This is a genomic window from Bifidobacterium asteroides (assembly GCF_009683175.1).
In the GTDB taxonomy this organism is placed as follows: domain Bacteria; phylum Actinomycetota; class Actinomycetes; order Actinomycetales; family Bifidobacteriaceae; genus Bombiscardovia; species Bombiscardovia asteroides_H.
The window spans coordinates 1-21,505 of the sequence record NZ_WKKW01000002.1; the positions used below are offsets into that span (position 1 = coordinate 1).

At 58.9% G+C, this 21,505-nt stretch carries 17 protein-coding genes; 6 read left to right on the forward strand and 11 right to left on the reverse strand.

All coding sequences use genetic code 11. The features are described 5' to 3' along the window. Positions 1–917 (forward strand): RCC1 domain-containing protein (locus tag GKC41_RS04105; protein WP_418904389.1); only part of this gene is annotated, 917 nt, incomplete at its 5' end. Between the two features lie 195 nt (positions 918–1,112). Here GKC41_RS04105 and GKC41_RS04110 read toward each other — a convergent pair. Beyond that, positions 1,113–2,501, reverse strand: coding sequence for an MFS transporter (locus GKC41_RS04110; RefSeq protein ID WP_154313097.1), 1,389 nt, complete (start codon positions 2,499–2,501; stop codon positions 1,113–1,115). A gap of 51 nt (positions 2,502–2,552) precedes the next feature. Then, entirely contained in the window at positions 2,553–3,509 is a 957-nt protein-coding gene (locus tag GKC41_RS04115) for a nucleoside hydrolase (protein ID WP_154313098.1), read from the reverse strand. Between the two features lie 322 nt (positions 3,510–3,831). Here GKC41_RS04115 and GKC41_RS04120 point away from each other — a divergent pair, with 322 nt between their 5' ends. Next, complete coding sequence (locus GKC41_RS04120; protein WP_154313099.1) at positions 3,832–5,202, forward strand: sugar porter family MFS transporter; 1,371 nt, start codon at positions 3,832–3,834, stop codon at positions 5,200–5,202. 74 nt (positions 5,203–5,276) lie between these two features. Here the strand turns inward: GKC41_RS04120 and GKC41_RS04125 are convergent, their stop codons facing one another. Continuing rightward, a complete protein-coding gene (locus GKC41_RS04125; protein ID WP_154313100.1) occupies positions 5,277–5,480 on the reverse strand; it encodes a hypothetical protein in 204 nt (67 codons plus the stop codon). A 113-nt stretch (positions 5,481–5,593) separates the two neighbouring features. Beyond that, complete coding sequence (locus GKC41_RS04130; protein ID WP_229281618.1) at positions 5,594–6,610, reverse strand: alpha/beta hydrolase; 1,017 nt, start codon at positions 6,608–6,610, stop codon at positions 5,594–5,596. 168 nt (positions 6,611–6,778) lie between these two features. On the opposite strand from GKC41_RS04130, the gene GKC41_RS04135 reads away from it, so the two are divergent. Next, positions 6,779–7,501 (forward strand): DUF4391 domain-containing protein, encoded by a 723-nt coding sequence (locus GKC41_RS04135; RefSeq protein ID WP_195760156.1) that lies wholly within the window; start codon positions 6,779–6,781, stop codon positions 7,499–7,501. A gap of 342 nt (positions 7,502–7,843) precedes the next feature. Here GKC41_RS04135 and GKC41_RS04140 read toward each other — a convergent pair whose 3' ends face one another. From GKC41_RS04140 to GKC41_RS04150, 3 genes are all read right to left on the reverse strand, one after another. Further along, a complete protein-coding gene (locus GKC41_RS04140; protein ID WP_229281619.1) occupies positions 7,844–8,737 on the reverse strand; it encodes a dihydrodipicolinate synthase family protein in 894 nt (297 codons plus the stop codon). Positions 8,738–8,832: 95 nt separating this feature from the next. Further along, on the reverse strand, positions 8,833–10,269 hold the full coding sequence (locus tag GKC41_RS04145) for a GntP family permease (protein WP_154313104.1): 1,437 nt from the start codon (positions 10,267–10,269) through the stop codon (positions 8,833–8,835). Between the two features lie 201 nt (positions 10,270–10,470). Continuing rightward, positions 10,471–11,754 (reverse strand): enolase C-terminal domain-like protein, encoded by a 1,284-nt coding sequence (locus GKC41_RS04150; RefSeq protein WP_324612035.1) that lies wholly within the window; start codon positions 11,752–11,754, stop codon positions 10,471–10,473. 244 nt (positions 11,755–11,998) lie between these two features. Between GKC41_RS04150 and GKC41_RS04155 the strand changes: the two genes are divergently transcribed. Further along, complete coding sequence (locus GKC41_RS04155; RefSeq protein ID WP_324612036.1) at positions 11,999–12,991, forward strand: LacI family DNA-binding transcriptional regulator; 993 nt, start codon at positions 11,999–12,001, stop codon at positions 12,989–12,991. Between the two features lie 619 nt (positions 12,992–13,610). Here the strand turns inward: GKC41_RS04155 and GKC41_RS04160 are convergent. After that, positions 13,611–14,729 (reverse strand): zinc-binding dehydrogenase, encoded by a 1,119-nt coding sequence (locus GKC41_RS04160; protein ID WP_052323105.1) that lies wholly within the window; start codon positions 14,727–14,729, stop codon positions 13,611–13,613. A 224-nt stretch (positions 14,730–14,953) separates the two neighbouring features. On the opposite strand from GKC41_RS04160, the gene GKC41_RS04165 reads away from it, so the two are divergent. Then, on the forward strand, positions 14,954–15,637 hold the full coding sequence (locus GKC41_RS04165) for an SOS response-associated peptidase (RefSeq protein ID WP_154313106.1): 684 nt from the start codon (positions 14,954–14,956) through the stop codon (positions 15,635–15,637). Positions 15,638–15,651: 14 nt separating this feature from the next. On the opposite strand, the gene GKC41_RS04170 is transcribed toward GKC41_RS04165, so the two are convergent. The 3 genes from GKC41_RS04170 to pepN all read right to left on the reverse strand — a co-directional run bounded on the left by GKC41_RS04170 (position 15,652) and on the right by pepN (position 20,427). After that, positions 15,652–16,305 (reverse strand): peptide deformylase, encoded by a 654-nt coding sequence (locus GKC41_RS04170; RefSeq protein ID WP_154313107.1) that lies wholly within the window; start codon positions 16,303–16,305, stop codon positions 15,652–15,654. A gap of 30 nt (positions 16,306–16,335) precedes the next feature. After that, complete coding sequence (glmM, locus tag GKC41_RS04175; protein WP_154313108.1) at positions 16,336–17,712, reverse strand: phosphoglucosamine mutase; 1,377 nt, start codon at positions 17,710–17,712, stop codon at positions 16,336–16,338. A gap of 99 nt (positions 17,713–17,811) precedes the next feature. Beyond that, positions 17,812–20,427, reverse strand: a complete 2,616-nt coding sequence (gene pepN / locus GKC41_RS04180) for an aminopeptidase N (protein ID WP_154313109.1) — start codon at positions 20,425–20,427, stop codon at positions 17,812–17,814. A gap of 213 nt (positions 20,428–20,640) precedes the next feature. Between pepN and GKC41_RS04185 the strand changes: the two genes are divergently transcribed. After that, positions 20,641–21,399: a hypothetical protein gene (locus GKC41_RS04185; RefSeq protein ID WP_154313110.1), complete on the forward strand. Its 759-nt coding sequence runs from the start codon at positions 20,641–20,643 to the stop codon at positions 21,397–21,399. Positions 21,400–21,505: the final 106 nt, after the last annotated feature.

The following is a 21,505-nucleotide window of genomic DNA, read 5'->3' on the forward strand; positions in this document are numbered from 1 at the left end:
AACGGCATACGCCTGTCAGGGTGAACAAGCCTGACCGCAAGGCGTACCCGGACCTGCCAGAGGATTTCACCTACGTACAAATCAGCGCCGGAAACGATTATTCCCTGGCCGTGGGCAGCGACGGCAACGCCTACGCCTGGGGATGGAACGGCAGTGGCCAGATCGGCGACGGGACGACCACCGAACGGCATACGCCTGTCAGGGTGAACAAGCCTGACCGCAAGGCGTACCCGGACCTACCCAAGGATTTCACCTACGTACAAATCAGCGGCGGAGCCGATCATTCGCTGGCTGTGGGCAGCGACGACAAAGTCTGGGCATGGGGATGCAACTGGTATGGCCAGCTCGGCAACAACACCATCAGCGGGTACAGTGACGTGAATCCTGTTCCTGTGCGCGTGCGCGACCCCGCCAACCCCACCGACAAGAGCAAAGGACTAAAAGCCACACAGGTCAGCGGCGGGTGGCATCTTTCGCTGGCCCTGGGCAGCGACGGAAACGCCTGGGCATGGGGTGCTAACGACAGTGGCCAGCTCGGCGACGGCACAGGAAACACCAAGTCGGCTCCCGTGCCGGTGGTGTTCAACCTGCAGCTGGTGATCACCGGCGTCAGATTCGACCAGACTGCCGTATCAGGCTTGACGCGCGGCGATGGCAACAGTGTCAGCGTGCTCACGCCTGCACACCAGCCGGGCACGGTCACGGTCAGCGTCGACTACACGATGGGTGGCACAGGAATCACCCTGACCGACACTTCCCTCAGATACACGTACCTGCCCGCAGGCGTGCTCCCCCGAGCCGGAGGGGAGGGCATCCTGCTCGCCCTGGCCACCGGCATGACCGGCATGGGCGGGGTCCTCGCCTCACGCCGCCAAAGAGAAGAACAACGTAGTATGTCACATGCTTCGCACGAGTAAGAAAAGGCCTGGGGCGCGTATCAATCCCCCCGCCCTCGGCCCATATAGGGGGCAGGGAGGAAAAGTGCCACTTAAGGCCCAACCCCAAGAGAGCCGACACCCCCTCCCGCGCCCCCAGCACACAATCGGTCGACCGCCCGAACGCAAGAGAGGAAGCAGCTCCTCTCTGCGCTCGGACGGTCGACTACAACTGTTCTACTGCTGGTCGGCAGTCGTGGCGTAGATGGTCTTCTTGCAGGCCAAGTACACGACCAGGCCCAGCAGGGACACGGCAGCTCCGATCAGCAGCAGGTTGCTGTAGTTGGCGGCCGGCCCGGTGGCTCCCATGATGCTGAAACCCTCCAGGCTGGGCTTGCCCATCAGACCGCCGATGATGGCGATGCCGATGGAGCCGGTCACGTTCATGACCAGATCGTTCATGCCCACGCCGCGGCCCGACTGATCCTGGGGCAGGGTGTCAAGCACGGTGGAGACGATGGGCGAATACATCAGTCCGACCCCGGCATAGTAGACGCAGGCAGTCAGCGTCAGGGCCAGCAGGCCGGAATTGACCACCAGAGCCGTCCCGGCGAAGCCCAGAATCATCAGACAGGCGGCGATGATGATGGCGGTCTTTCGGCCGATCTTATCTACAATGGCGCCCGAGGTGGTGCCCAGCACGGCGGCCACCAGGAAGGCCCAGACCACATGCAGAGAGACCGTGGTGGTCGACACCTTGTAGACGTCACGTCCGATGGCGTTGAAGATGGGCGACATGCAGTAGTTCATGAAGTAGAAGATCAGAATCAGCCCGATGCCCATCAGCCAGCGCTTGTTGCGGAAGAAGTCCGGGGTGATGAAGGGGCTCTTGGCCCGGCTGATGTACACGGCGAAGATCAGGTAGCAGACAGCGGAGGCCGCCAGCAGCCACCAGGCCGTGTACGAGAAGAAGAGGGTCAGCAGGGCCGTGGCCAGTCCGAAGATGACGAAGCCCAGCCAGTCCACCTTCTCGCCGTTGCCGCCGCCGGTGGGCAGGCTCTTGAGCAGGATGGGCAGGAAGATGATGGTGACCGCGGGAATCAGGAAGAGGTACTGCCAGGCTATGGAGCTGAGCAGGCCGGCGGCAAAGATGCCGATGGCTGCAGACACCTGGTAGCCTGCCGTGAAGATGCCGAAGAAGATCACCTTCAGTGAGGGCTTGAGGTACTTGGTTGCCACGACCAGGTAGGCCGAGCCAGCCACCTGTTCGCCGGCGGTCTGCAGCAGCCGGGCCGCGATCACATTCCAGATGTTGGGGGCCATGATCGTGTTGGCCACGTATCCGTACACGGACCCGATGAACAGTATGCACAGGCCGAAGGTGACCAGCTTGCGCAGGGATACGAAGTCACCCAGGGACCCGTAGATGAAGCAGACGATGCCCAGGACGATGCTGGGTAGGGCCGTGATCAGCGAGGCCTGGTCGGGGGCGCCGGCATCCTTGCCGACCTGCTGGAAGACCAGGTTGAAGCCCTGCAGGCACAGGGTGCCCAGGACGAAGGTGATCAGCAGCAGGATCAGCGATCGTACGGCTGTCGAATCCTCGGTGGATTGCTTTTCGGACATAATGTCTTCAATTCTCTTTCTTTTGCGTGAACTTGCCGGGGATGGAGGACCTCAGTCGGCCTGGGAGGCCAGCCTGGTGATCCGGGTCATGAACTCGTCCAGGAAGCGGGGCACGTCCACGCCGACGGCCACGCGCATGGTCTTGTTCGGGTCGTTGAGCCGCTGCTCGTCCCCGATGGTACGCCCGCGAGTGGCGCCTTCGGTCTCCACCTTCATATTGATGGGCAGGGTGGTGACCAGGGTCGGATCCACGGCCACGCCCACGGCCAGCGGATCGTGCAGGCCGCAACCACCCAGATGGGGCGAGGTGGTCTCGTAGGCCTTGATGTAGAAGTCGGTCATGTCCGCCAGGAAGTTGCCTGCCGCAGTGCCCAGCTGCCGCCAGCGGGCGGTCTCCTTGTAGGTCAGCAGGGTCTGCAGGGTCACGTCCAGGCCGACCATGGTCACGGGAGCGCCGGAGCGGAAGAGCACATCGGCCGCGTCCGGGTCCTGGGAGATGTTGGCTTCCTGCCAGGCGTCCACATTGCCCGGCACGGTCAGGGCCCCGCCCATGAGCACAATGGAGCCTATGCGCTGGGCGATGTCAGGCTCCTTGGCCAGGGCGGCGGCGATGTTGGTCATGGGGCCGGTGGGCACGTAGACCAGATCCTTGCCGTAGGTGTTGACCGCATCGATGATGAAGTCCACGGCCGACTGTGTCTCAGCCTTGCGGTCCGAGTCGGGGATGGCCACGTCGCCGATGCCGTTCTCGCCGTGGATGAAGGCGGAGACGGGCAGCACCTCGAAGGAGTCCGCCTTGCAGGCGTGGGACAGGCCCGGGTAGACCTTGACCTCAGGATGACCCAGCAGGTCGGTGATGGCCAGATCGTTGCGGATGCCCTGCTCCAGGAGCACGTTGCCATAGGTGCCGGTTATGCCGATCAGCTCAACTTCGGGGCTGCCCAGGGCATAGGAGATAGCCAGAGTGTCGTCGACACCAGTGTCCAGATCGAGAATCAGCTTACGCATACAATGTTTCCTTTCATCGCCATGGCTGTATGGAACCATGGCCGTATGCATCCACGATGTCCTTGTGGTGGATGCTTGTTTATCATATGCGAAATCGAGCGGTTTCGCTCCCCTATGACATGCGCAAGTCGTGGACAATATCCGCAAATGTTCATATAGCCCGCAACCAGGGCCCGGATAACGAATCCGGATAGCGAATCCAACAGCTGGTTCTCCGGCTGATTCCCCCTATCCACAATGGCGAGCCTGGTCGACGGACCGCTCCCCCAGATGCCTATGATTACCCTGATTAAGCCCGGATGATCTGGCGAAAGGGGAGCCCATGGCTGCGATTCAAGGACGGCGGCGCAATCTGCAACTGATGACCGCCCTGGGTGTGCTGGCCGGCGGCCTCTATGGCTATACCTTGACCGTCATCTCCGGCGCGCTGATCGGCATGAATCTAGGCTCCGGCCCGGGCGGGCATCTGACTGCCGGCGAACAGGGCATGGTCACCTCAGCCCTGCTGATAGGAGCTGCATTGGGATCCTACCTGGCTGGCAAGTTCAACGACCGTTTCGGCCCCAAGCACATCATCCTGGCCGGCGCCCTGCTGGCCATCCCCGGAGCCCTGCTGAGCGCCCTGGCCCCCAGCCTGATCCTGCTTGGTCTGGGAAGATTGATCATCGGGGCTGGCATCGGCATGACCTCGACCATCGTGCCCATCTACCTGGCCGATATGGTCGGCACGGAGGAACGCGGACGGGTGGTTTCGGTCAACTCGGTCATGATTGTGGTCTGGCAGCTGCTGGCCGTCAGTGTCAACGCCATCCTGGACCGGATGGGTGCCGACTGGCGGACCATGCTCTGGGCCCTGGTGCCTCCGGCCATCCTGCTGGCCCTGCTGGCCTGCTTCCTGCATGACAGCCCGGCCCACCTGATCCGCCGTGGCCAATCGGACCAGGCAGCAGTCTTCCTGGAATCCACCCGCGACCAGGCAGAGGCCCGGGTGACCATGCGGGAGCTGTCGCATCCGGCGAGCGCGAAGACCGCCGGCTTCAAGGCCCCCTGGCTCCGGCGGGTACTGATCGTGGGCATCGGCGTGGCCATGATCAACCAGCTGACCGGGCTGAACATCGTCAACTATTACGCGCCGACCATCTTCACCGACACCCTGGGCTTCGACCCCTCCCTGTCCATGGTGGCCACCGTGCCCGTCATCCTGGTCTCCGCCATAGCGGCAACCATCGGAGGGCTGGGACTGATCGACCGCTTCGACCGCCGCGCCATTCTGGCTGTGGGACTTGCAGGCACCATCATCTTTCTGGCGGCCATCGGGGTCTGCTACCGGTTCGTCGGCGCCCCAGGCAGCGGGTCACGGACTGCCGCCTGGATCATGATCGGCATGATGATGATCTACGTGGTCTTCGTCCAGGGCCTGGTGGCCCCGGTCACCTGGCTGCTCCTGTCCGAGATCTTCCCCCAGCAGGTCAAGAGCCGTGGCATGGGCTACGCCAACGTGGCCATGAACCTGACCAACTTCGGACTCTCCCTGGTCTTCCCCACCCTGCTGGCCCGACTGGGTGGCACCGGCACCTACCTGCTCTTCGCCCTGATCAATGTGTGCGCCCTGGTGTTCGCCTGGGTCATGGTGCCCGAGACCCGTGGCAAGAGCCTGGCCCAGATCGAGCAGGAGGCCCGCACCCGGGCATGAAACCGGCATAAGAAGAGGGCGGAACCGGATACCGGCCCGCCCTTATGGAATCTGATACTTCAGATTCAGATGCCTCAGATTTTAAAGACCTGCTTGGCCAGCTTGGCGATGGTGTCGCCGCCCAGCTGTGCAACATCATTCTTGCACTGGTTGATCCTGCCGAAGAGCTGGTCCGCGTCGTTGTATGACAGGGGCTGGCCGATCTCCTTGGACAGGTCAACCAGCTGGTCGATGGTCTCCAGGTTGCTCAGCTTCTCTACCAAGGTCTTCTCGTCCATGAATCACTCCTCTGTAAGCGGCGGTGCAGACACCGGGGGCCTTACGCCATCGATGCCCACCTTTCTCTTCCCATCATAGCCAGCGAACGGATGAACCGGGCGCGCACGGGGGCTCAAATCAGGTCGTATGAGAAATCGTGGATCTGGTCCAGGGTCTGCCGGCTCTCCTCCAGCCAGGTCATGGCCACCGGATAGACGTGCCCCAGGGTCTGCAGGCGGTTGGGCCTCGGGTCATGCAGCTCGAAGTCGCGGCCCTTCCTGCACAGAATCCCGGCCAGCTTCAGAGCGTCGCCCTGCAGGAAGTCGTCGGCACTGGTGTTCAGGAATACCGGCGGCAGGTGGACCATATCAACCATGGTCGTCAGGTCGGCCACCTGGTCGCCCCCAGCCTGCACGAAGCTCCCGAAGAAGGATGGAGCAACCATGGTCAAGGCATCGGTGGGCGAGCCACTGGGTTGGAAACCATCCAGATTCACCGATAGGTAAGGAGTCAGGTCGAAAAGCCCTGAGACCAAGGCAGCGCCACGGGGCCGCAGCCCGGCAGGTTTCAACCCCAGCCTCTGCGCGAATTGGTCATCGGACTCCACTGCCAGCGTATATAGGGCCAGCGTGCCTCCGGCCGAGTCTCCCGTCAGAAAGATCCTGTCGGGCGAAACCGGATACTCGTCCAGGTGGTTCTTGATCCACGTCAGGGCCGTCAGCACGTCACCCAGCTGGCCCATGAAGTCCGTGCTGGGGACCAGCCGGTAGTTGATCGAGAAGACCGCAAAGCCGCGCTGGGCCAGATGGGTGCAGAAGTTCCGGTTGAGCTCCTTGTAGCCGTACATGAACCCGCCGCCGTGGATGTCGATGTAGACCGGCGTCACCCTGCCGTTGCGCAGCAGGGCATCATGCGGCAGGTAAAGATCCAGCTTGTGGGCGCGCAAACCGTCGTCCACGTAGGCGATGTCGTTCAGGCAATCCACCCCCTCGGGCACCTGCCAGTGACGGGAGCGGGGAGCGTCCATGCGCCCGAAGGTCAGCCGGGATCCCAGAACGGCCCGAACCATATCCGGACTGCAGCCATCCAGGTCGCCGTCGACCTCGGTCCAGCCCTCCAGGAGTTCGCGTTCCTCGTCGGTTACGGTCATCTTTGCATCATTGCTCATCATTCAGCCCTCATAACTCCAACCCGCACTGCTCTTTGCATCCGGTCTTGTGGGTTTACAGCCAATATACAATGCCGGCAGACGGACACTCCTGGCCCTGGTCGCGATCCTACCGGTAGAATGACGGGAACAGCGACAGAAAGGCCAAGGATGACAATCGCAAGCTACGAAGGCGTATCCGCGCTCTCCCTGGGCCTGCCGCCCACCACCGCCATTCCAGCAGCCAAGGGTGAACTGCCCATACGGGCCTTCACCACACGGCCGCCCGTCTCCTCACGGCTGCGCCAGCACTTCTCCACCAGCGTCGACAGGATCGTCATGCTGGCCCTGCTGCGGCCCGGGACCATCCCTGTGACGGATGGCGCGCACTGTCATGAGGTGCTGGTCATGGCCATCGGACTGAAGACTCCCGATGTGCCGGAGGACGTGTTGGAACACATCGCCGCCATGCGCTCCTCAGGCATGGTCTTCATCACCATTCACCAGGGTGAGGAGGGACTCGTCTGTACGCCGGCCGTCCGCCGGGCCCTGCCCACCAAAGCCGGTCATGAGACCAGACATACGCTCCACCTGGGCAGTCCTCGCCCTGCTGATCAGACCAATCTGACCTTAGCCGGCGACGATATGGACCAACTCTGGGACAGCCTGTGTGCCCAGGTGACCCTGGACCAGACTGACGGCACGGATCTGGACAACCGACTCGCCGTCCGCGAACGCATCGACCTGCTCAAGGCCCAGGAGGCCAAGCTGACCGGAGAACACGGCCGGGCACGAACCACTCAGGACCGCAACACAGCCTTCGCCAAGCTCCAGAAGGTCCGCGCCGAGCTGAAGCGGCTTTCCGCCGATAATCAGACTTTAGAGGATAATTAATCAAGCAGCAACATCCTCATACACCAATCTGATACACATAGATCAGAGCGGCCAGATTTCCACAACGGAATCTTTCTTGCAACTGCAATGAAATCCCACCTTATGCAGAGACAAAGAGGCGGATAATCCCGAAGCCAAATAGCCAAAAGTGCTTTTGGTCACTGCAAATTTTCTGATCTTATGCGTATTGAAGAAACAATCTAACTGGCACTTGTTAAAAGCACAAGAGCACAACGAGTGCGGACGTCACAGGAGTCATCATTTCCTACAACGTCCGCATTAGTCGTAACAATCAGCTGACTTAGCATTGCTTACCCAGTCATGATGCGCCAAGCTAAATCATCAGCGGGATTCGAGAATATCAGCAATTCTTGCTTCCTGGTCGCCAGTAAGTTGGACAGCAGGCTTTCGTATATCTGTACAAATCGGCAATCCCTTGGCCTTTACCGCTCCCTTAATAGAGGAAATAAACAGATCGGCCACATCATATATCTGCATTAAGGCATTGACACGCTCCGCACATCGCAGAGCCGTCTGGTAATCTTCATGCTCATATGCAGAATGCATGGCGACAAAGGTCTCTGGTTCAACGTTTGTTAGCCCGCAAAGCACTCCATCGCCACCGGCAATTCTGTTAGCTGTGTAGTATTCATCAAACCCCGAGAGTACACAAAAATCAGGATTAACCTTGCGAACAGCTGCGATTACCTTGCGAGTATGGCTGATCGTATCGACCGTATCTTTGATTCCGACGATATTGGGATGGCTGGAAACCAATTTGACAACTAGGTCTGGGGACAAATCCATTCCTGTTCGGGGAGGAAAATTGTAAAGGAGGACCGGGAGTTTGATCGATTTGCAAATCATATCATAGTAGTCTTCAGCTGCCTCATTCGAGGGGCCGAAGTAATAGGGAGCTACAGCAACAACAGCATCAGCTCCGGATTCCTCGGCATTTATCGCGAAGTCGACCACCTCATCAGGATTTGTTCCGCCAATCCCCACCAGCACCTTCATTCTGCACGCCACGTGATCTGAGACGTACTGTATGACCTTCTTTTTGGTCTCCAAATCGAATGCATAAAACTCACCTATGCTGCCAAAGATCAGTACTCCGTCAATTCCGGCATCGATCAGATGGTCGAGATGACGGCCCCAAAGATCGTAATCAATGTCACCGTTCTTTCTTGTAATCGTGATCGAAGGGCAGTAAATACCGTGGAATTTTTTCGCCATACCAATACTCCTCATTCGTTAAACAATGAACCCCTATGCTTCTGGCAAGAAGTTTATGATGAACGGGCTCATCCCCGAACCAACCAATCGCTCCTTTACATCAGGACAATGCTCAAGAGCATCACGAAGATGAACGCCACAACCCCTAAGAGAGTTTGCATCACGGTCCATGTCTTGAACATCTCGGTCAAAGAGAATCCGAAATATTCCTTGACCAACCACAATCCGGCATCGTTGACGAATGAGAATACGATGGAACCGGCACCAATGGCCAATACCAGAAGAGTCACACCAACGGGGTTCAGGCCCATCGCTACAGCCACTGGTTCAAGGATTCCTGCAGTAGTTATGGCAGATACCGTAGAAGAGCCGGTCGCAATCCTCACAAACGCAGCGATAACCCAAGCGATAAGCAGCACCGAAATATGGGAGGTCTTCACAAATTCAGTTAACATATCGCCAATCCCGGTATCAATAAGGACTGTCTTGAAACCACCACCCGCGCCTAGGATAAAGACGATTCCTGCGATGGGCTTCAGAGAATTGCCTGCCTCGCTTTGAATTTTCTTCCATGGGAAATTGGTGACCTTGAAGAGGACAAGGGCCGAGAAAATGAGCGAAATCAGCAAGGCGACCTCAGGATTGCCGACGAACTGCAATATCTGCGGACCCATCGCTTTTGAAGTGCCAAGCTTAGGATCGATCATTGTTGCAATGGATGTGATCAACAGCAGAAGGGCTGGGAAAATAATGCACATAAGAGAGAGCAAGAACGAAGGACGCCTGCTACCCTCTGGTCGATTTTCCAAACTCGACATGTCGAAAGTATCTGGAGCCCCTCTACCAACAATCCTTGTAGCATAGCGCGCAAAGAGAGGGCCGCAAATAATGACAGTGGGAATAGCGATCAGCACACCAATTCCCATGGTTATGCCCATGCTTCCGTTAGAAAACGTCTTTAAGGCAGCCGTAGGTCCAGGATGAGGCGGTACAAGAGCCTGCATGGAAGACAAACCAGCCAGGGATGGCATTGCAATCATCATAATGGGCAACTTGGAACGCTTGGAAACCATGATAATGACCGGAACCATAATAATCAGGCCCACATCGAAGAACATGGGCAACCCTATCAGCGAACCAATCAAAGCCATAGTCCAGGGCAACCATTTTGTTGACGAATGATCAACCAGTGTGTCTACAAGCACACCAGTCGCACCCGTAACCATGAGTGTTTGACCTAGCATGGCACCGATTCCAACTAATATGCCCACGCTTTTGGTCGTCGAACCGAACCCATCAAGAAAGGAATTGATGGTATTCATCAAACCATAGCCTGATCCGATGCCTGTGATCATCGATGCAATCATTATGGCTATGAATGGGTGAACATGTGCGGCAGAGACCAACATGATCAACACAACCACACCCACGATAATGCTGATCAATAGAGCCACGGGGTTCAGATGAACCTGTGGAGGCTGTTCTGAAGCAGCTGCCAAGAGTAAAGGAGCCGCTGCGATAATTGAATTCATGAGACGTCTTTCTGTGAAACGATGTGCAATGTATGATTGAATTCATGCTTCATTCGAGCTCACCACATAAATGTTCCTAATGGAAAAGTCCGGGGCTCAGAACTTTGGAGCGAAAGGCATGAATTCAGCAGAATCAAATAGAAGGGAGTGAGGGCGAGGGGGCGAGGGGGCGAGGGGCATCATTGCCTTCCCAGCCGAACATCAACCGCGGTAAATATACTTTTCGGCCGTCTCTATCGTCATCTCAGTGCCATTACCTGGGGCTGTGGGAGCCACATAATTGCCATTACGTATCTCAGTGGGATGGACAAAATACTCATGTTGGTTATCAACGTATTCGATCATCCGGCCATCCATGGTACCAGACACTGCGCAGTAATCGAACATGGCAAAATGGCAGACAGCTTCGCACAACCCGACTCCTCCGGCATGCGGGCATACAATTTTATTGAACTTCTTTGCCATAAGATACTCGAGCACGATCTCCTGAGGGCCAGCAACCCTGGTAGCGTCTATCTGCATGACGCCGAAGGCATTTTCTTGTAGGAATTGCTTGAACATGATGCGGTTCTGCATCTGCTCGCCGGTTGCTACAGGGATGGGGTTGATAGCACGGGCGATAGTCGCGTGACCAATGATATCGTCTGGATTAGTCGGCTCCTCCACCCAAGCCAAATCAAAATCATGAAACTTATTGATCCACTCTATGGCCTCAGGAACATCCCATACTTGATTTGCATCAACCGCTAAGCGAACTTCAGGACCAACTGTCTCACGAGCCAATGCGAGACGACGCAGATCGTCGTCAACATTATGCCCAACCTTAAGCTTGATTTGCTTGAAGCCTTTTTCTTGGGTCTCCTTCTTGGCTATTTCCACCATCTTCTCGTCTGCGTAACCCAGCCACCCTGCTGCAGTGGAGTATCCGGGATAGCCGTTCTTGAGCAGATATTTGATACGCTCTTCCTTGCCTTCCTGCCCTTGTCTGAGGATTTCTGTAGCCTCCTCTGGACGAAGGGCATCAGTCAGATAACGGAAATCAAGCGTGCTTACCAATTCCTCTGGTTCCATCTCAGCAAGGAGCCTCCACAGGGGCTTGCCTGCCCTCTTAGCCTTAATGTCCCAAAGAGCGCTAAGTACAGCGCCAATGGCCATATGTTCCACTCCCTTTTCCGGACCAAGCCATCGCAATTGGGAGTCGCCGACCAAGAGATCCCAGGCACTTCGCATGTTATCAAGAAAATCCTCAACATTACGCCCTAACAAGACCTGCGACATGGAATCAATGGCCCTGCAGACCACATCGTTACCCCGACCGATGGTGAAGACAAAACCCGTGCCTACGATACCGTCGTCTTTATTAGTGTGAACTTCTACGTACGCAGCGGAATAATCAGGATCCGGATTCATGGCATCTGAGCCGGATAGGGTTTGAGAAGTGGGAAAGCGAAAATCATATGTTTGGACTTTGGTGATTGTGCTCACGATAGACTCCTTCGTCATATATACCGCGATCAATTCTTTGATGACAGTTCAGACTATAGCGATATACTTCGAAAAGTACAAACATGCTTTGGAAATATTTCCAAGCTGGGGATCTTTATTATATACTTATGAACTAAGCAGGCTCTGCGTCAACCTGCAATTGCACAGGTCTGCCTTTGTAACCCTAAGTTTCTGAGTCCCGTCCTTGCAAGGATCGATCAATGGGGGAAGGAAGTGACTTGCAGTGAAGGTTTCCGAAATAGCAGAGCTCGCTGGCGTTTCGGCGTCGACAGTTTCCAAGGTCATCAATGGCAGAGCGGGAATCGCTGCTGAGACTAGGCGACATGTAGAGGAGGTGCTTGAAGAAAATGGATACTTCAAACCGCTGGTCAGCACCAAAGTATCTCATACAATTGAGCTGGTTCTAGACCATATCGACTCAGACTGTACAACAGCTTTTACCAAAGAAGTCTCGTATTGGGTACAGCAGGCCGGTTTCGCACTGACCGTAACCCAGCTAGAGGCAGGCCTCAGCATAGAGCACTGCTTCCGAAACATCATTGACCGCAACCCCATGGGTGTGGTGATACACCAGATAACTCAAATTCCCGAAGCAGAAAAGAAGCTTTTAAAATCTAGAAATATTCCATATGTTATATTAAATCCAGTCACACCTCTGGATGACAAAGCAATGTGGGTCTCCTTTGATAGGTGGACTGGAGCCTTTCAAATAACTCAGTATCTGATATCTATGGGGCATAGACGCATCGGCATAATCAATGGTCCCGCAGATGCGCAGGCTACCATTTCGAGATATGGAGGTTTCCTCACCGCAGCACATCATGAGGACATTGATACTTCTGATGAGCTCGAAGAGACGACTGATCTCTCTCCTCAAAGCGGATATGAGGCTGCTTGTCACTTGCTTGACCGTTCTGATCGACCCACTGCGATTTTTGCCTGCAACGACCAGGTAGCAACGGCCGTCTACCGTGCAGCACACGAAAGGGGCCTATCTATACCCGACGATCTCTCTGTCGTTGGTTTTGAGGATATATTCCCTGCAAATTACTTGGATCCGCCTCTGACGACAGTTCATCAACCCTTCAACTCTGCTTCACGTAAGGCCATAGAAATGATTATCGATCAACGACGAAATCGAAAAACAGAAAATCACGTGGTATTACCTATGACTATCGTTAAACGTGGAAGCGTGATGCGCCCCAAAGAACACTAGCAATACAGCTTAATATGCAAATTATTTTAATAAAAATAATCCCAAAGTAGGCAGTGTATGGTATTTGACATCATGATAGGCTAGTCCATTTTTTATTGAGGATCATCCATGACAGTCATATATTTGTTGATCTAGGCACAAAGACACAGCATAGCAGTGCAACCGCGAACTGCGCATGTACAAAGCTTACCGCGATGCTTCGTCTTGGCACAAAAGAAGCTATATTGCGAAAGAACCGATGTTTAACAGTGCGCGAAATACCGACATCCAACATGTCCTTCTGGTCGAATTTTCACAACATAAAGAAAATTTTTGCCGATCTGAAATTTAGTGAAAATTAGTAATTTTAGTTCGTTGCACCTTAATTACAAGCAATATGTAGTCTTTCTAAAAAAACATCATGTACTATCTAAGCATAAAGAATCACCATCTTTCTGACTCAGCGCGGAAAACATCGGACCAATCATCATATAGAGCAGATTATCCTAACTAAGGAAAGGTAAAGGGGTTGTCGGACTGCAGCGGTCCGACAACCCCTCATAGATCCATATCATGAATCTACTCAATTAGGCACAGAGTTCTGGAATCAATTGATTTTCCAATAAACCCTAAAGACCGATCAGTCGAATTCGGTGATGACCGAACGGATGACCTCGCCGTTGACCAGCTGCTTGTAAGCCTCGTCGATCTGGCTCAGCTTGATGTGCTGGCTGACGATGTCATGCATGTTCAGCCTGCCGTCCACAGCAAAGTCGGCATACATGGGGATGTCGTGCTTGATGTTGGTGGAGCCCATCCACACGCCCTTGAAGCCGCGCTGGTGAACCAGCAGGTCGGCCGGGTTGATCTCCAGGGAGACCGTGGCATCCGGCTTGGTCAGACCGATCGGGTAGGCGGTGCCGCCCACGCCCAGCATGTCCCAGGCCTGCTTCATGGTGACGGGCAGACCGATGGCCTCGAAGGCCTGGTCCACGCCGCCGTCAGTCAGCTCGCGCACCTTGGCCACAGGATCCTCGTTCTTGGAGTTGATGACGTCGGTGGCGCCGAACTTGCGGGCGAACTCCAGCTTGTTGTCCAGCAGATCGATGGCGATGATCCGCTTGGCACCACAAATCCGGGCTCCCGAGATGATGTTCAGACCGATGCCGCCGGTGCCGATGACGGCCACGGTGTCGCCAGGACGCACATGGGCGGTGTTGATGGCCGCTCCGGCTCCGGTGATGGTGGCGCAGCCGATGCAGGCGGCCTCATCCCACTTGACCTGGTTGTTGACCACAGCCAGCTGATTCTCGTGAATAAGGGCCTTCTCGGCGAAACCGCCGGTGCCGAAGGCCTGGGTGATGGGCCGACCGTCGGGGAAGGACAGACGGGGCTTCTCGCCCGCGCCGCGCACGCACTCCTGCTGCTGGGTGCAGGACTGGGGCTGGCCCTTGAGGCAGTTGGCGCAGTGTCCGCAGACCTGCTCCAGGGAGGCCACCACATGGTCGCCCACCTTGATCCCGGACACCTCGGGGCCCACGGCCTCGACGATGCCCGAGATCTCATGGCCGATCACAGCCGGGAAGGGGAAGAACTTGTCGTCATCCTCGACCAGATGCAGATCCGAATGGCACAGACCCGAGGCCTGCACGTCCACCAGGACCTCCGCGCCAATGGGGTCGTCAATGATGATCTCCTCGGGCTGGGCAAAGCCCTTGCCGATGCCGTAGGCAATCGACGCCTTGATCTTCTGAGGCATAAACCATCTCCTAATCACAATGCCGCCACCGGCCTCATGCCGGGCAGGGCAAAACAACGTTGAATATTCCGCTGTGGCCACGGCCATCCTCAATGTATGAACCGCTGCCGCAGACCACCTTCATGCTAGCAGGAAAGAGGGGTCAATAGGCATTTAGACCGGCCCGGGAAAAGGCCTCCGGCGTTTCCTCGACGGGGGCCCCAAGCATCCATAGAATGGGCCTCATGTGTGGACGATTCGCGGCCGACCTGGACTACTCCACCCTGGCCCAACACTACGGTGCCCGGCAGGCTCCGGGACTGCCCGAACCCTCATGGAACATCAGCCCCGGGTCGGTCATCGCCCTGGTGGCCCAGGACCGACATGGGCAACGGCACCTGCATCCGGCCCGCTGGAACCTGGTCCCCTCCTGGTCCGACAGCGATCGGATGGCCTACCCCACCCATAACGCCCGGGTGGAGAGCGCCCTGACCAAGCGGACCTACGCAGAATCAGCCAGGAGTCAGAGGGCCATCATTCCGGCCAGCGGCTACTACGAGTGGACGCCTGACCATCAGCCCTACTACTTCCAGGCTCCCGACGGCCACACCCTGAACATCGCCGGACTCTACTCCTGGTGGCGTGCCAGGCCTGGTCAACCCTGGCTGCTGACCGCCACCATCCTGACGACGCAAGCCACGCCAGAGGCCGCCCGGGTGCACGATCGGATGCCCTTGCTGATCACCGATGAAAACCTGGACTCCTGGCTGGACCCAGACATAGAAGGCAGTACGATCCTGCCCAAGGCTGTGGAACCCGGCCGTCAAGCCTCAGAAGAATTGACCATGCACCCAGTGGCGCCCCTGAAGGGGGACGGACCGGAACTGACTGAGGATATGGCCCTGGATCAGCGGGTCAAGAGAATTTAGAAGGTTCGCGGGATTCAGATGGTGAAGCCCAGCTCCTGCGCCGCCTCGGTGGGGACCGGGTCGTAGGCCCAGTACTCGCTCAGGTTGTCATCGGAGGACAGGCTGCGAATCTCGGCCTTGTCGATGTAGACCTCACCCGACAGATGGTCGGTCTCATGCTGGAAGATGCGGGCCGGCCAGCCGTGCATGTGCTGGCGATGCTTGCGCCCGGAACGGTCCTCCCAGCTGGCGGTGATGTCCAGCCAGCGCCGCCGGACCGCCTGGAACCCTTCCAGCGACAGGCATCCCTCGTAGAAGGCCGCGGTCTCCTGCCCGATAGGCTCATAGGAGGGGTTGATGATGACCCTGAAGGGCAGCTCGTCGATCTGACGCGGATCGTCCTCATCGTCGCGGACATGGTCCTCGATGACGGCGATGGCCAGGCCCAGACCCACCTGGGGTGCCGCCAGCCCCACGCCCGGTGCCTCGAGCATGGTGGCACGCATGGCCTTGAGCAGCCTGTTCAGAGTCTTGGCTGCCAGCTGGCCCTGGTAGGGCTGGGCCTGCTGGCGCAGGACGGGTTCGCCCATCTGCACGATGGGCAGGAGCTCTTCCTTGCCGGCCTCGGCCAGCATGGATTCCACCCGGTGGTTGAGATCGGCGTCGAAGGCCGCCTTTCTGCCGAACATGGATGATTCCGCCTTTCCTGGGTCGTCGGTTCAGATGGCCAGCTCGTCGGCAACAACCGAAGCCAACCGCTGGCAAACCTGGTCGGCCTGCTCCTGGGTGGCCGCCTCGACCATGACCCTGACCAAGGGCTCGGTGCCCGAGGGCCGCAGCAGAACCCGGCCGGTGTTGCCCAGCATCCGCTCCTCCGCCTCGACCGCATCCTGGACCTTGGCGTTGGTGCGGGCCGCGTTCTTGTCCACGCCTGAAACGTTGATCAGTTGCTGCGGCAGCTGGGGGAAGTCGGCGGCCAGTTGCTTGAGGCTCTTGCCTGAGCGCACGACCTCCTTGGCCAGGGTCAGGGCCGTCAGGGTCCCATCGCCGGTGGTGGCGAACTCCCGGTTGATGACGTGCCCGGACTGCTCGCCGCCCAGGGTGTAGCCTCCGCGCAGCATCTCCTCAAGGACGTAGCGGTCGCCCACAGCCGTCTGGACGGTGACGATGCCCATCTGCTTCAGGGCCAGCTTCAATCCCAGGTTGCTCATGACAGTGACCACCAGGGTATCGTTGGCCAGCTTGCCCTCGCGCTGCTTGGCGCGGGCCAGGATGCCCATGATCTGATCGCCGTTGACCATGTTTCCCTCTTCGTCCACGGCCAGACAGCGGTCGGCATCCCCGTCGAAGGCCACGCCCATGACCGCGTCCGAGGCCTTGACCATGGCCTGCAACTGCTCGGGATGGGTGGAGCCGGCGTGCTTGTTGATGTTGTAGCCATCGGGCGAGGCGTTGATGACCACCACGTCCGCTCCGGCCCGGCGCAGGGCCTCGGGGGCCACCACCGAGGTGGCTCCGTTGGCGCAGTCGGCCACGATCCGCAGACCGTCCAGGGGCTTGGGCTGGGTCTTGTCGGGGGCGACAGGGGCCACGGCCTCCACCAGATGGTCGATGTACATGTTGGTGGCGGTCACTGTGTCATGGGAGACACGGCCCACGCCCTCGCCCACCGGGCGCTCCCAGTCCTGGCCCAGGACCGCTTCGATGTCGTCCTCCTTGGAATCCTGGAGCTTGAACCCGCCCCGTGCGAAGAACTTGATGCCGTTGTCGGGCATGGGATTGTGGGAGGCGGAGATGACCGCTCCCATCTCCACGTTCAGCACGCTGGTCAGGTAGGCGATGCCCGGGGTGGGAATGATGCCCACGTCGATCACGTCGAAGCCGCCCGAAGACATGCCGGCGGCCAGGGCCGAGGCCAGGAAGTCCCCGGAGACCCTGGTGTCGCGGCCGATCAGGGCCCGTCGGCGCCCCGCGGACCGATCCGCGCCACGGCCCAGGACACGGACTGCCGCATCGCCCAGATCCAGGGCCAGTTGTGCAGTCAGGTCTCTATTGGCCAAACCGCGTACACCATCGGTACCGAATAATCTGGGCATTTGCTCTCCTCCGAACGTACCATCCTGCATGCAGGCAACAGATTCATTATGGCCCCGACCCTGACCCGTCGCCACCCGGGCCAGGGTCGGGCGGAATACTCAGCGCAGACGCTCGTTGTATTCGCGGACCTTGAGGATGCGCCTGGAGGACTCCGTGTTCTGGATGATCATCCCGCGCAGGGCCTTGGGGGCCTCGGCGTGGTCGGCCAGCCAGGCATCGCCCGCCTTGACCAGGGCGGCCGGGTCGGCCTTGGTCGGGTAGAGCCCGCCTGCCGACAGGGGGTTGAGCAGGGTCTCCGCAATGTGGAAGGTCTTATGGGTCCAGACCTCGTCCACGGCCGCGAAGAAGCGATCCACATAGGGCGCGAAGAGCTCCTGGTCACCCGAGCCGGAGAAGCCGTCGGCCAGGGCCTCGATCTGCGAGTTGGTCAGATCCTCGTTGTGCAGGGCCTGATCCCAGGCCCAGGCCTTGGCCTGATCCGTCGGACGGGCTGCCCGGGCTCCCATGGCGAACTCCCGGTTCTCCGTGGTGTCTTTCGCGGCCAGCTCCCGGTCGATCTCCCCGTCAGCCAGCAGGTCGTGGGCGGACAGGGCGTGGATGATCAGCCAGCGGGTGTTGTTGTCGATGGTCAGACCTTCCAGCTTCAGGTCGCCGCTCAGCAGACCACGGGCGTGATCCTCGAAGTCGGCGTCGTTCCCGTAACCCAGGTAGGCGCGGACCAGCTGGAACTGCTCGTCCGAACCGGGCTGGGCCTTCATGGCCAGATCCCAGAGCGTGCCGGCCACCAGCTGCAGCATGGGCTGGCGGCGACGGGAGGCGGTGAAGTGGTGGGCTGCCGTGGAGATCTGAGACAGGGCGTAGCGGAAGGTGGTGGACTGATGCTCGGTGGCCAGGGCCTTCAGACTCAGGCTGATGAAGCGCTCGGCAGGGAACTGCGCATCCCGGGTCATGTCCCAAAGGCTGAGCCAGACCACAGCCCGGGCCAGACGGTCCTCAATCCGGTAGAGATTCTGCGTGGCATACTCCAGGGAGTCCTGGTCCAGACGCAGCTTGGCGTAGGTCAGGTCGTCATCGTTGATCAGGATCAGGGCCGGACGCTTCTTACCGACGACCTGGGGCACTTCGGCTCCCTGGCCCTCCAGATCCAGCTCGAACCGGTCTGTGCGCACCACCTTGCCGGACTCGTCCTCGTCGTAGAAGCCCACAGCCAGGCGATGGGGACGCAGGACAGGATGCTCCTCGGGGGCGGTCTGGTCGATCCGCATGGCGGTGATGATCCCCCGCTCGTCGGTCTGCACCTGGCTGCTCAGCGTGGTGATGCCGGCCTCCTCAAGCCAGAGCCGTGACCAGTTGCCCAGGTCGCGGCCGCTGGTCTTCTCCAGCTCGGTCAGCAGATCCTTCAGGGTGGCGTTGCCGTGGGCATGGGCCGTCAGATAGTTGTGGATGCCCTGGAAGAAGCGATCACGGCCCACGTAGGCGACCAGCTGCTTCAGGACAGAGCCGCCCTTGGCGTAGGTGATGCCGTCGAAGTTGACCTCGGTATCGTGCAGGTCGCGGATAGGGGCCACCACCGGGTGGGTGGTGGGTAGCTGATCCTCGGTCAGGGCCCAGCTCTTCTCACCGGAGCAGAAGGTGGCCCAGTCGTCGGTCCACTCGGTGGCCTCGGCGGTTGCCAGGGTCGACATGAACTCGGCGAAGGACTCGTTCAGCCACAGATCGTTCCACCACTTCATGGTCACCAGGTCGCCGAACCACATGTGGGCCAGCTCGTGCAAAACGGTCTCCACACGGCGGTTGATCTGGGCCCCGGTGGCCTTGGACTCGAAGACGTAGGAGTCGCGGAAGGTGACCAGGCCGATGTTCTCCATGGCGCCCGCGTTGTATTCGGGCACGAAGATCTGGTCGTACTTGGCCCAAGGGAAGGGCAGATCCCAGGTCTTGGCATAGAAGGCGAAGCCCTTCTTGGTCACGTCGAAGAGGTATTCGGCGTCCCCGTCCAGGGAGTCCTTCAGCGCCTGGCGGCAGTATAGGCCCATGGGGATGGTCCGTCCATCCTCGTTCTGGTATTCGCTGGTCCATTGGGCATAAGGTCCGGCGGCGAAGGCGGTCAGGTAGGAGCTCATGACCGGGGTGGTCTGGAAGACCCAACGGGTCACGCCCTCGGTGTGGCCGCCCTCCAGGGTTCCCTCGGCGGTGCGGCTGTCCAGGTCCTGATGGGAAGCGGGAGGCATGTTGGACAGGACCGTCCAGGATGCCGGGGCATCCACGGTGAAGTCAAAGACGGCCTTGATGTCGGGCTGGTCGAAGACGGCATAGACCCTGCGGGCGTCGGGCACCTCGAACTGGGAGTAGAGGTAGACGTTGCCATCCGAGGGGTCCACGCTGCGATGCAGTCCCTCGCCTGTGCGCGAGTAGCGGCAGAGGGCCTCCACCCGCAGCTGGTTGTGCTGGCGCAGGTCGTTGAGCTCAATCCGGTCGTCCCGGAAGGCCAGGGCCGGGTCCAGACGCCGGCCGTTGAGCTCGATCAGGCTGACCTGGTCGGCGATCAGATCTACAAAGGTGGACTCCCCCGGCCGGGCATCAAAGTCGATCAGGGCCGTGGAGGGGAAGGTGGCAGGCCCCTTGGTCAGGTCCAGATTGACCTTGTAGCTGACATTGGATACGACGACGGCTCGCTCTTCGGCTTCCACACGAGTCAGATTGGCTCCGGGCATGAATTTCCTTTCGCACATGGATGTCGGTGCCCCCACCGGCATCGGCATAGGTCCTGTATGGATATGGCATGTCAAGTCTAATGCGGGCACCAGCCGACGGGCCAGGAGGACGGTTACCCTCTTTTCTGATGGCGCAGTCCGGACGGGAATAGTCGGGCCTCCAGGCGGTTGTTCATGGTCCATGCCTCACGAGTCTGGCAGAAAGGGAGCGTCATGCAGGTCCGGACCGGGTTCACCACTCAGCAGCTCAACATGCTCTGCCAGTACTCCTACGGGATCGGTCGAGGGGATGTCAAGACCAGGCCTGGCCTGCACCGGTTCGAAGATCCGGCCCTGGGCAGTTACTGGGTACTGCGTTCCCGCTACTGCCCCGAAAACGGCTTCGAGGGGATGATCGCTGCCCCGGATCTGGAGGGTGGCCCGGACTATGCCCATTTGATCGTGGTCTATGCAGGCACCAACCTGCGCGACGACCCACGCCACGACATCCACGCCGCGTTGACCTGTTTCCTGCCGCCGCTGAACGGGGAGCCGGGGCAGACACAGCAGGCAGGCATACTGGCCGAGCAGGCACTTGACCTGGCCAGACGGAGGGCGGGAACCGACCGTGGGGTGCTCTTTACCGGGCATAGTCTAGGCGGAGGCCTGGCCCTGATCCAGGCGGCGGAGCAGGACATGCCCGCTCGGGTCTTCTGCGCCGCCGACCCCTGGCGGGTGCTGGACCAAAAGCAGCGTCAGCGGGTGGCCCGTCACTACGGGGACGGAAAATTCCTGGACTATCGTCTGGGCAACGACCGGGTGACCGGGACCGCCAATCGACTGCTGAGCGGACAGGCCGACCGCAGCGCCTGCGTAGTCTGGTGCGGCAAGGGACCCAGCAGGTTCGGACACTGGTTGGGCGACTTCGACTTCGACCAGGGCGGCGAGGTCCTGGTCGAAACTCCCCTTACGGTGACCGCATATCCACGGTAGTATGGAAACCGGGCGGTCTCCAATGAGGGAGCGTCACCCGCCCGCAGGGATGTCATGTTGGGTTATTCAACTTCGTCCGTGCAGGGCCTACACGCATATCAGAGAG

Excerpts from the sequence above, each read along its gene's own strand:
- GKC41_RS04160 (WP_052323105.1), bottom strand. The coding sequence starts at position 14,729 with ATGCCTCAGAAGATCAAGGCGTCGATTGCCTACGGCATCGGCAAGGGC.
- GKC41_RS04135 (WP_195760156.1), top strand. The coding sequence starts at position 6,779 with ATGACAATCGCAAGCTACGAAGGCGTATCCGCGCTCTCCCTGGGCCTG.
- GKC41_RS04185 (WP_154313110.1), top strand. The coding sequence starts at position 20,641 with ATGCAGGTCCGGACCGGGTTCACCACTCAGCAGCTCAACATGCTCTGC.
- GKC41_RS04170 (WP_154313107.1), bottom strand. The coding sequence starts at position 16,305 with ATGTTCGGCAGAAAGGCGGCCTTCGACGCCGATCTCAACCACCGGGTG.
- GKC41_RS04110 (WP_154313097.1), bottom strand. The coding sequence starts at position 2,501 with ATGTCCGAAAAGCAATCCACCGAGGATTCGACAGCCGTACGATCGCTG.
- GKC41_RS04145 (WP_154313104.1), bottom strand. The coding sequence starts at position 10,269 with ATGAATTCAATTATCGCAGCGGCTCCTTTACTCTTGGCAGCTGCTTCA.
- glmM (WP_154313108.1), bottom strand. The coding sequence starts at position 17,712 with ATGCCCAGATTATTCGGTACCGATGGTGTACGCGGTTTGGCCAATAGA.
- GKC41_RS04120 (WP_154313099.1), top strand. The coding sequence starts at position 3,832 with ATGGCTGCGATTCAAGGACGGCGGCGCAATCTGCAACTGATGACCGCC.
- GKC41_RS04125 (WP_154313100.1), bottom strand. The coding sequence starts at position 5,480 with ATGGACGAGAAGACCTTGGTAGAGAAGCTGAGCAACCTGGAGACCATC.
- GKC41_RS04140 (WP_229281619.1), bottom strand. The coding sequence starts at position 8,737 with ATGGCGAAAAAATTCCACGGTATTTACTGCCCTTCGATCACGATTACA.
- GKC41_RS04115 (WP_154313098.1), bottom strand. The coding sequence starts at position 3,509 with ATGCGTAAGCTGATTCTCGATCTGGACACTGGTGTCGACGACACTCTG.
- pepN (WP_154313109.1), bottom strand. The coding sequence starts at position 20,427 with ATGCCCGGAGCCAATCTGACTCGTGTGGAAGCCGAAGAGCGAGCCGTC.
- GKC41_RS04165 (WP_154313106.1), top strand. The coding sequence starts at position 14,954 with ATGTGTGGACGATTCGCGGCCGACCTGGACTACTCCACCCTGGCCCAA.
- GKC41_RS04130 (WP_229281618.1), bottom strand. The coding sequence starts at position 6,610 with ATGACCGTAACCGACGAGGAACGCGAACTCCTGGAGGGCTGGACCGAG.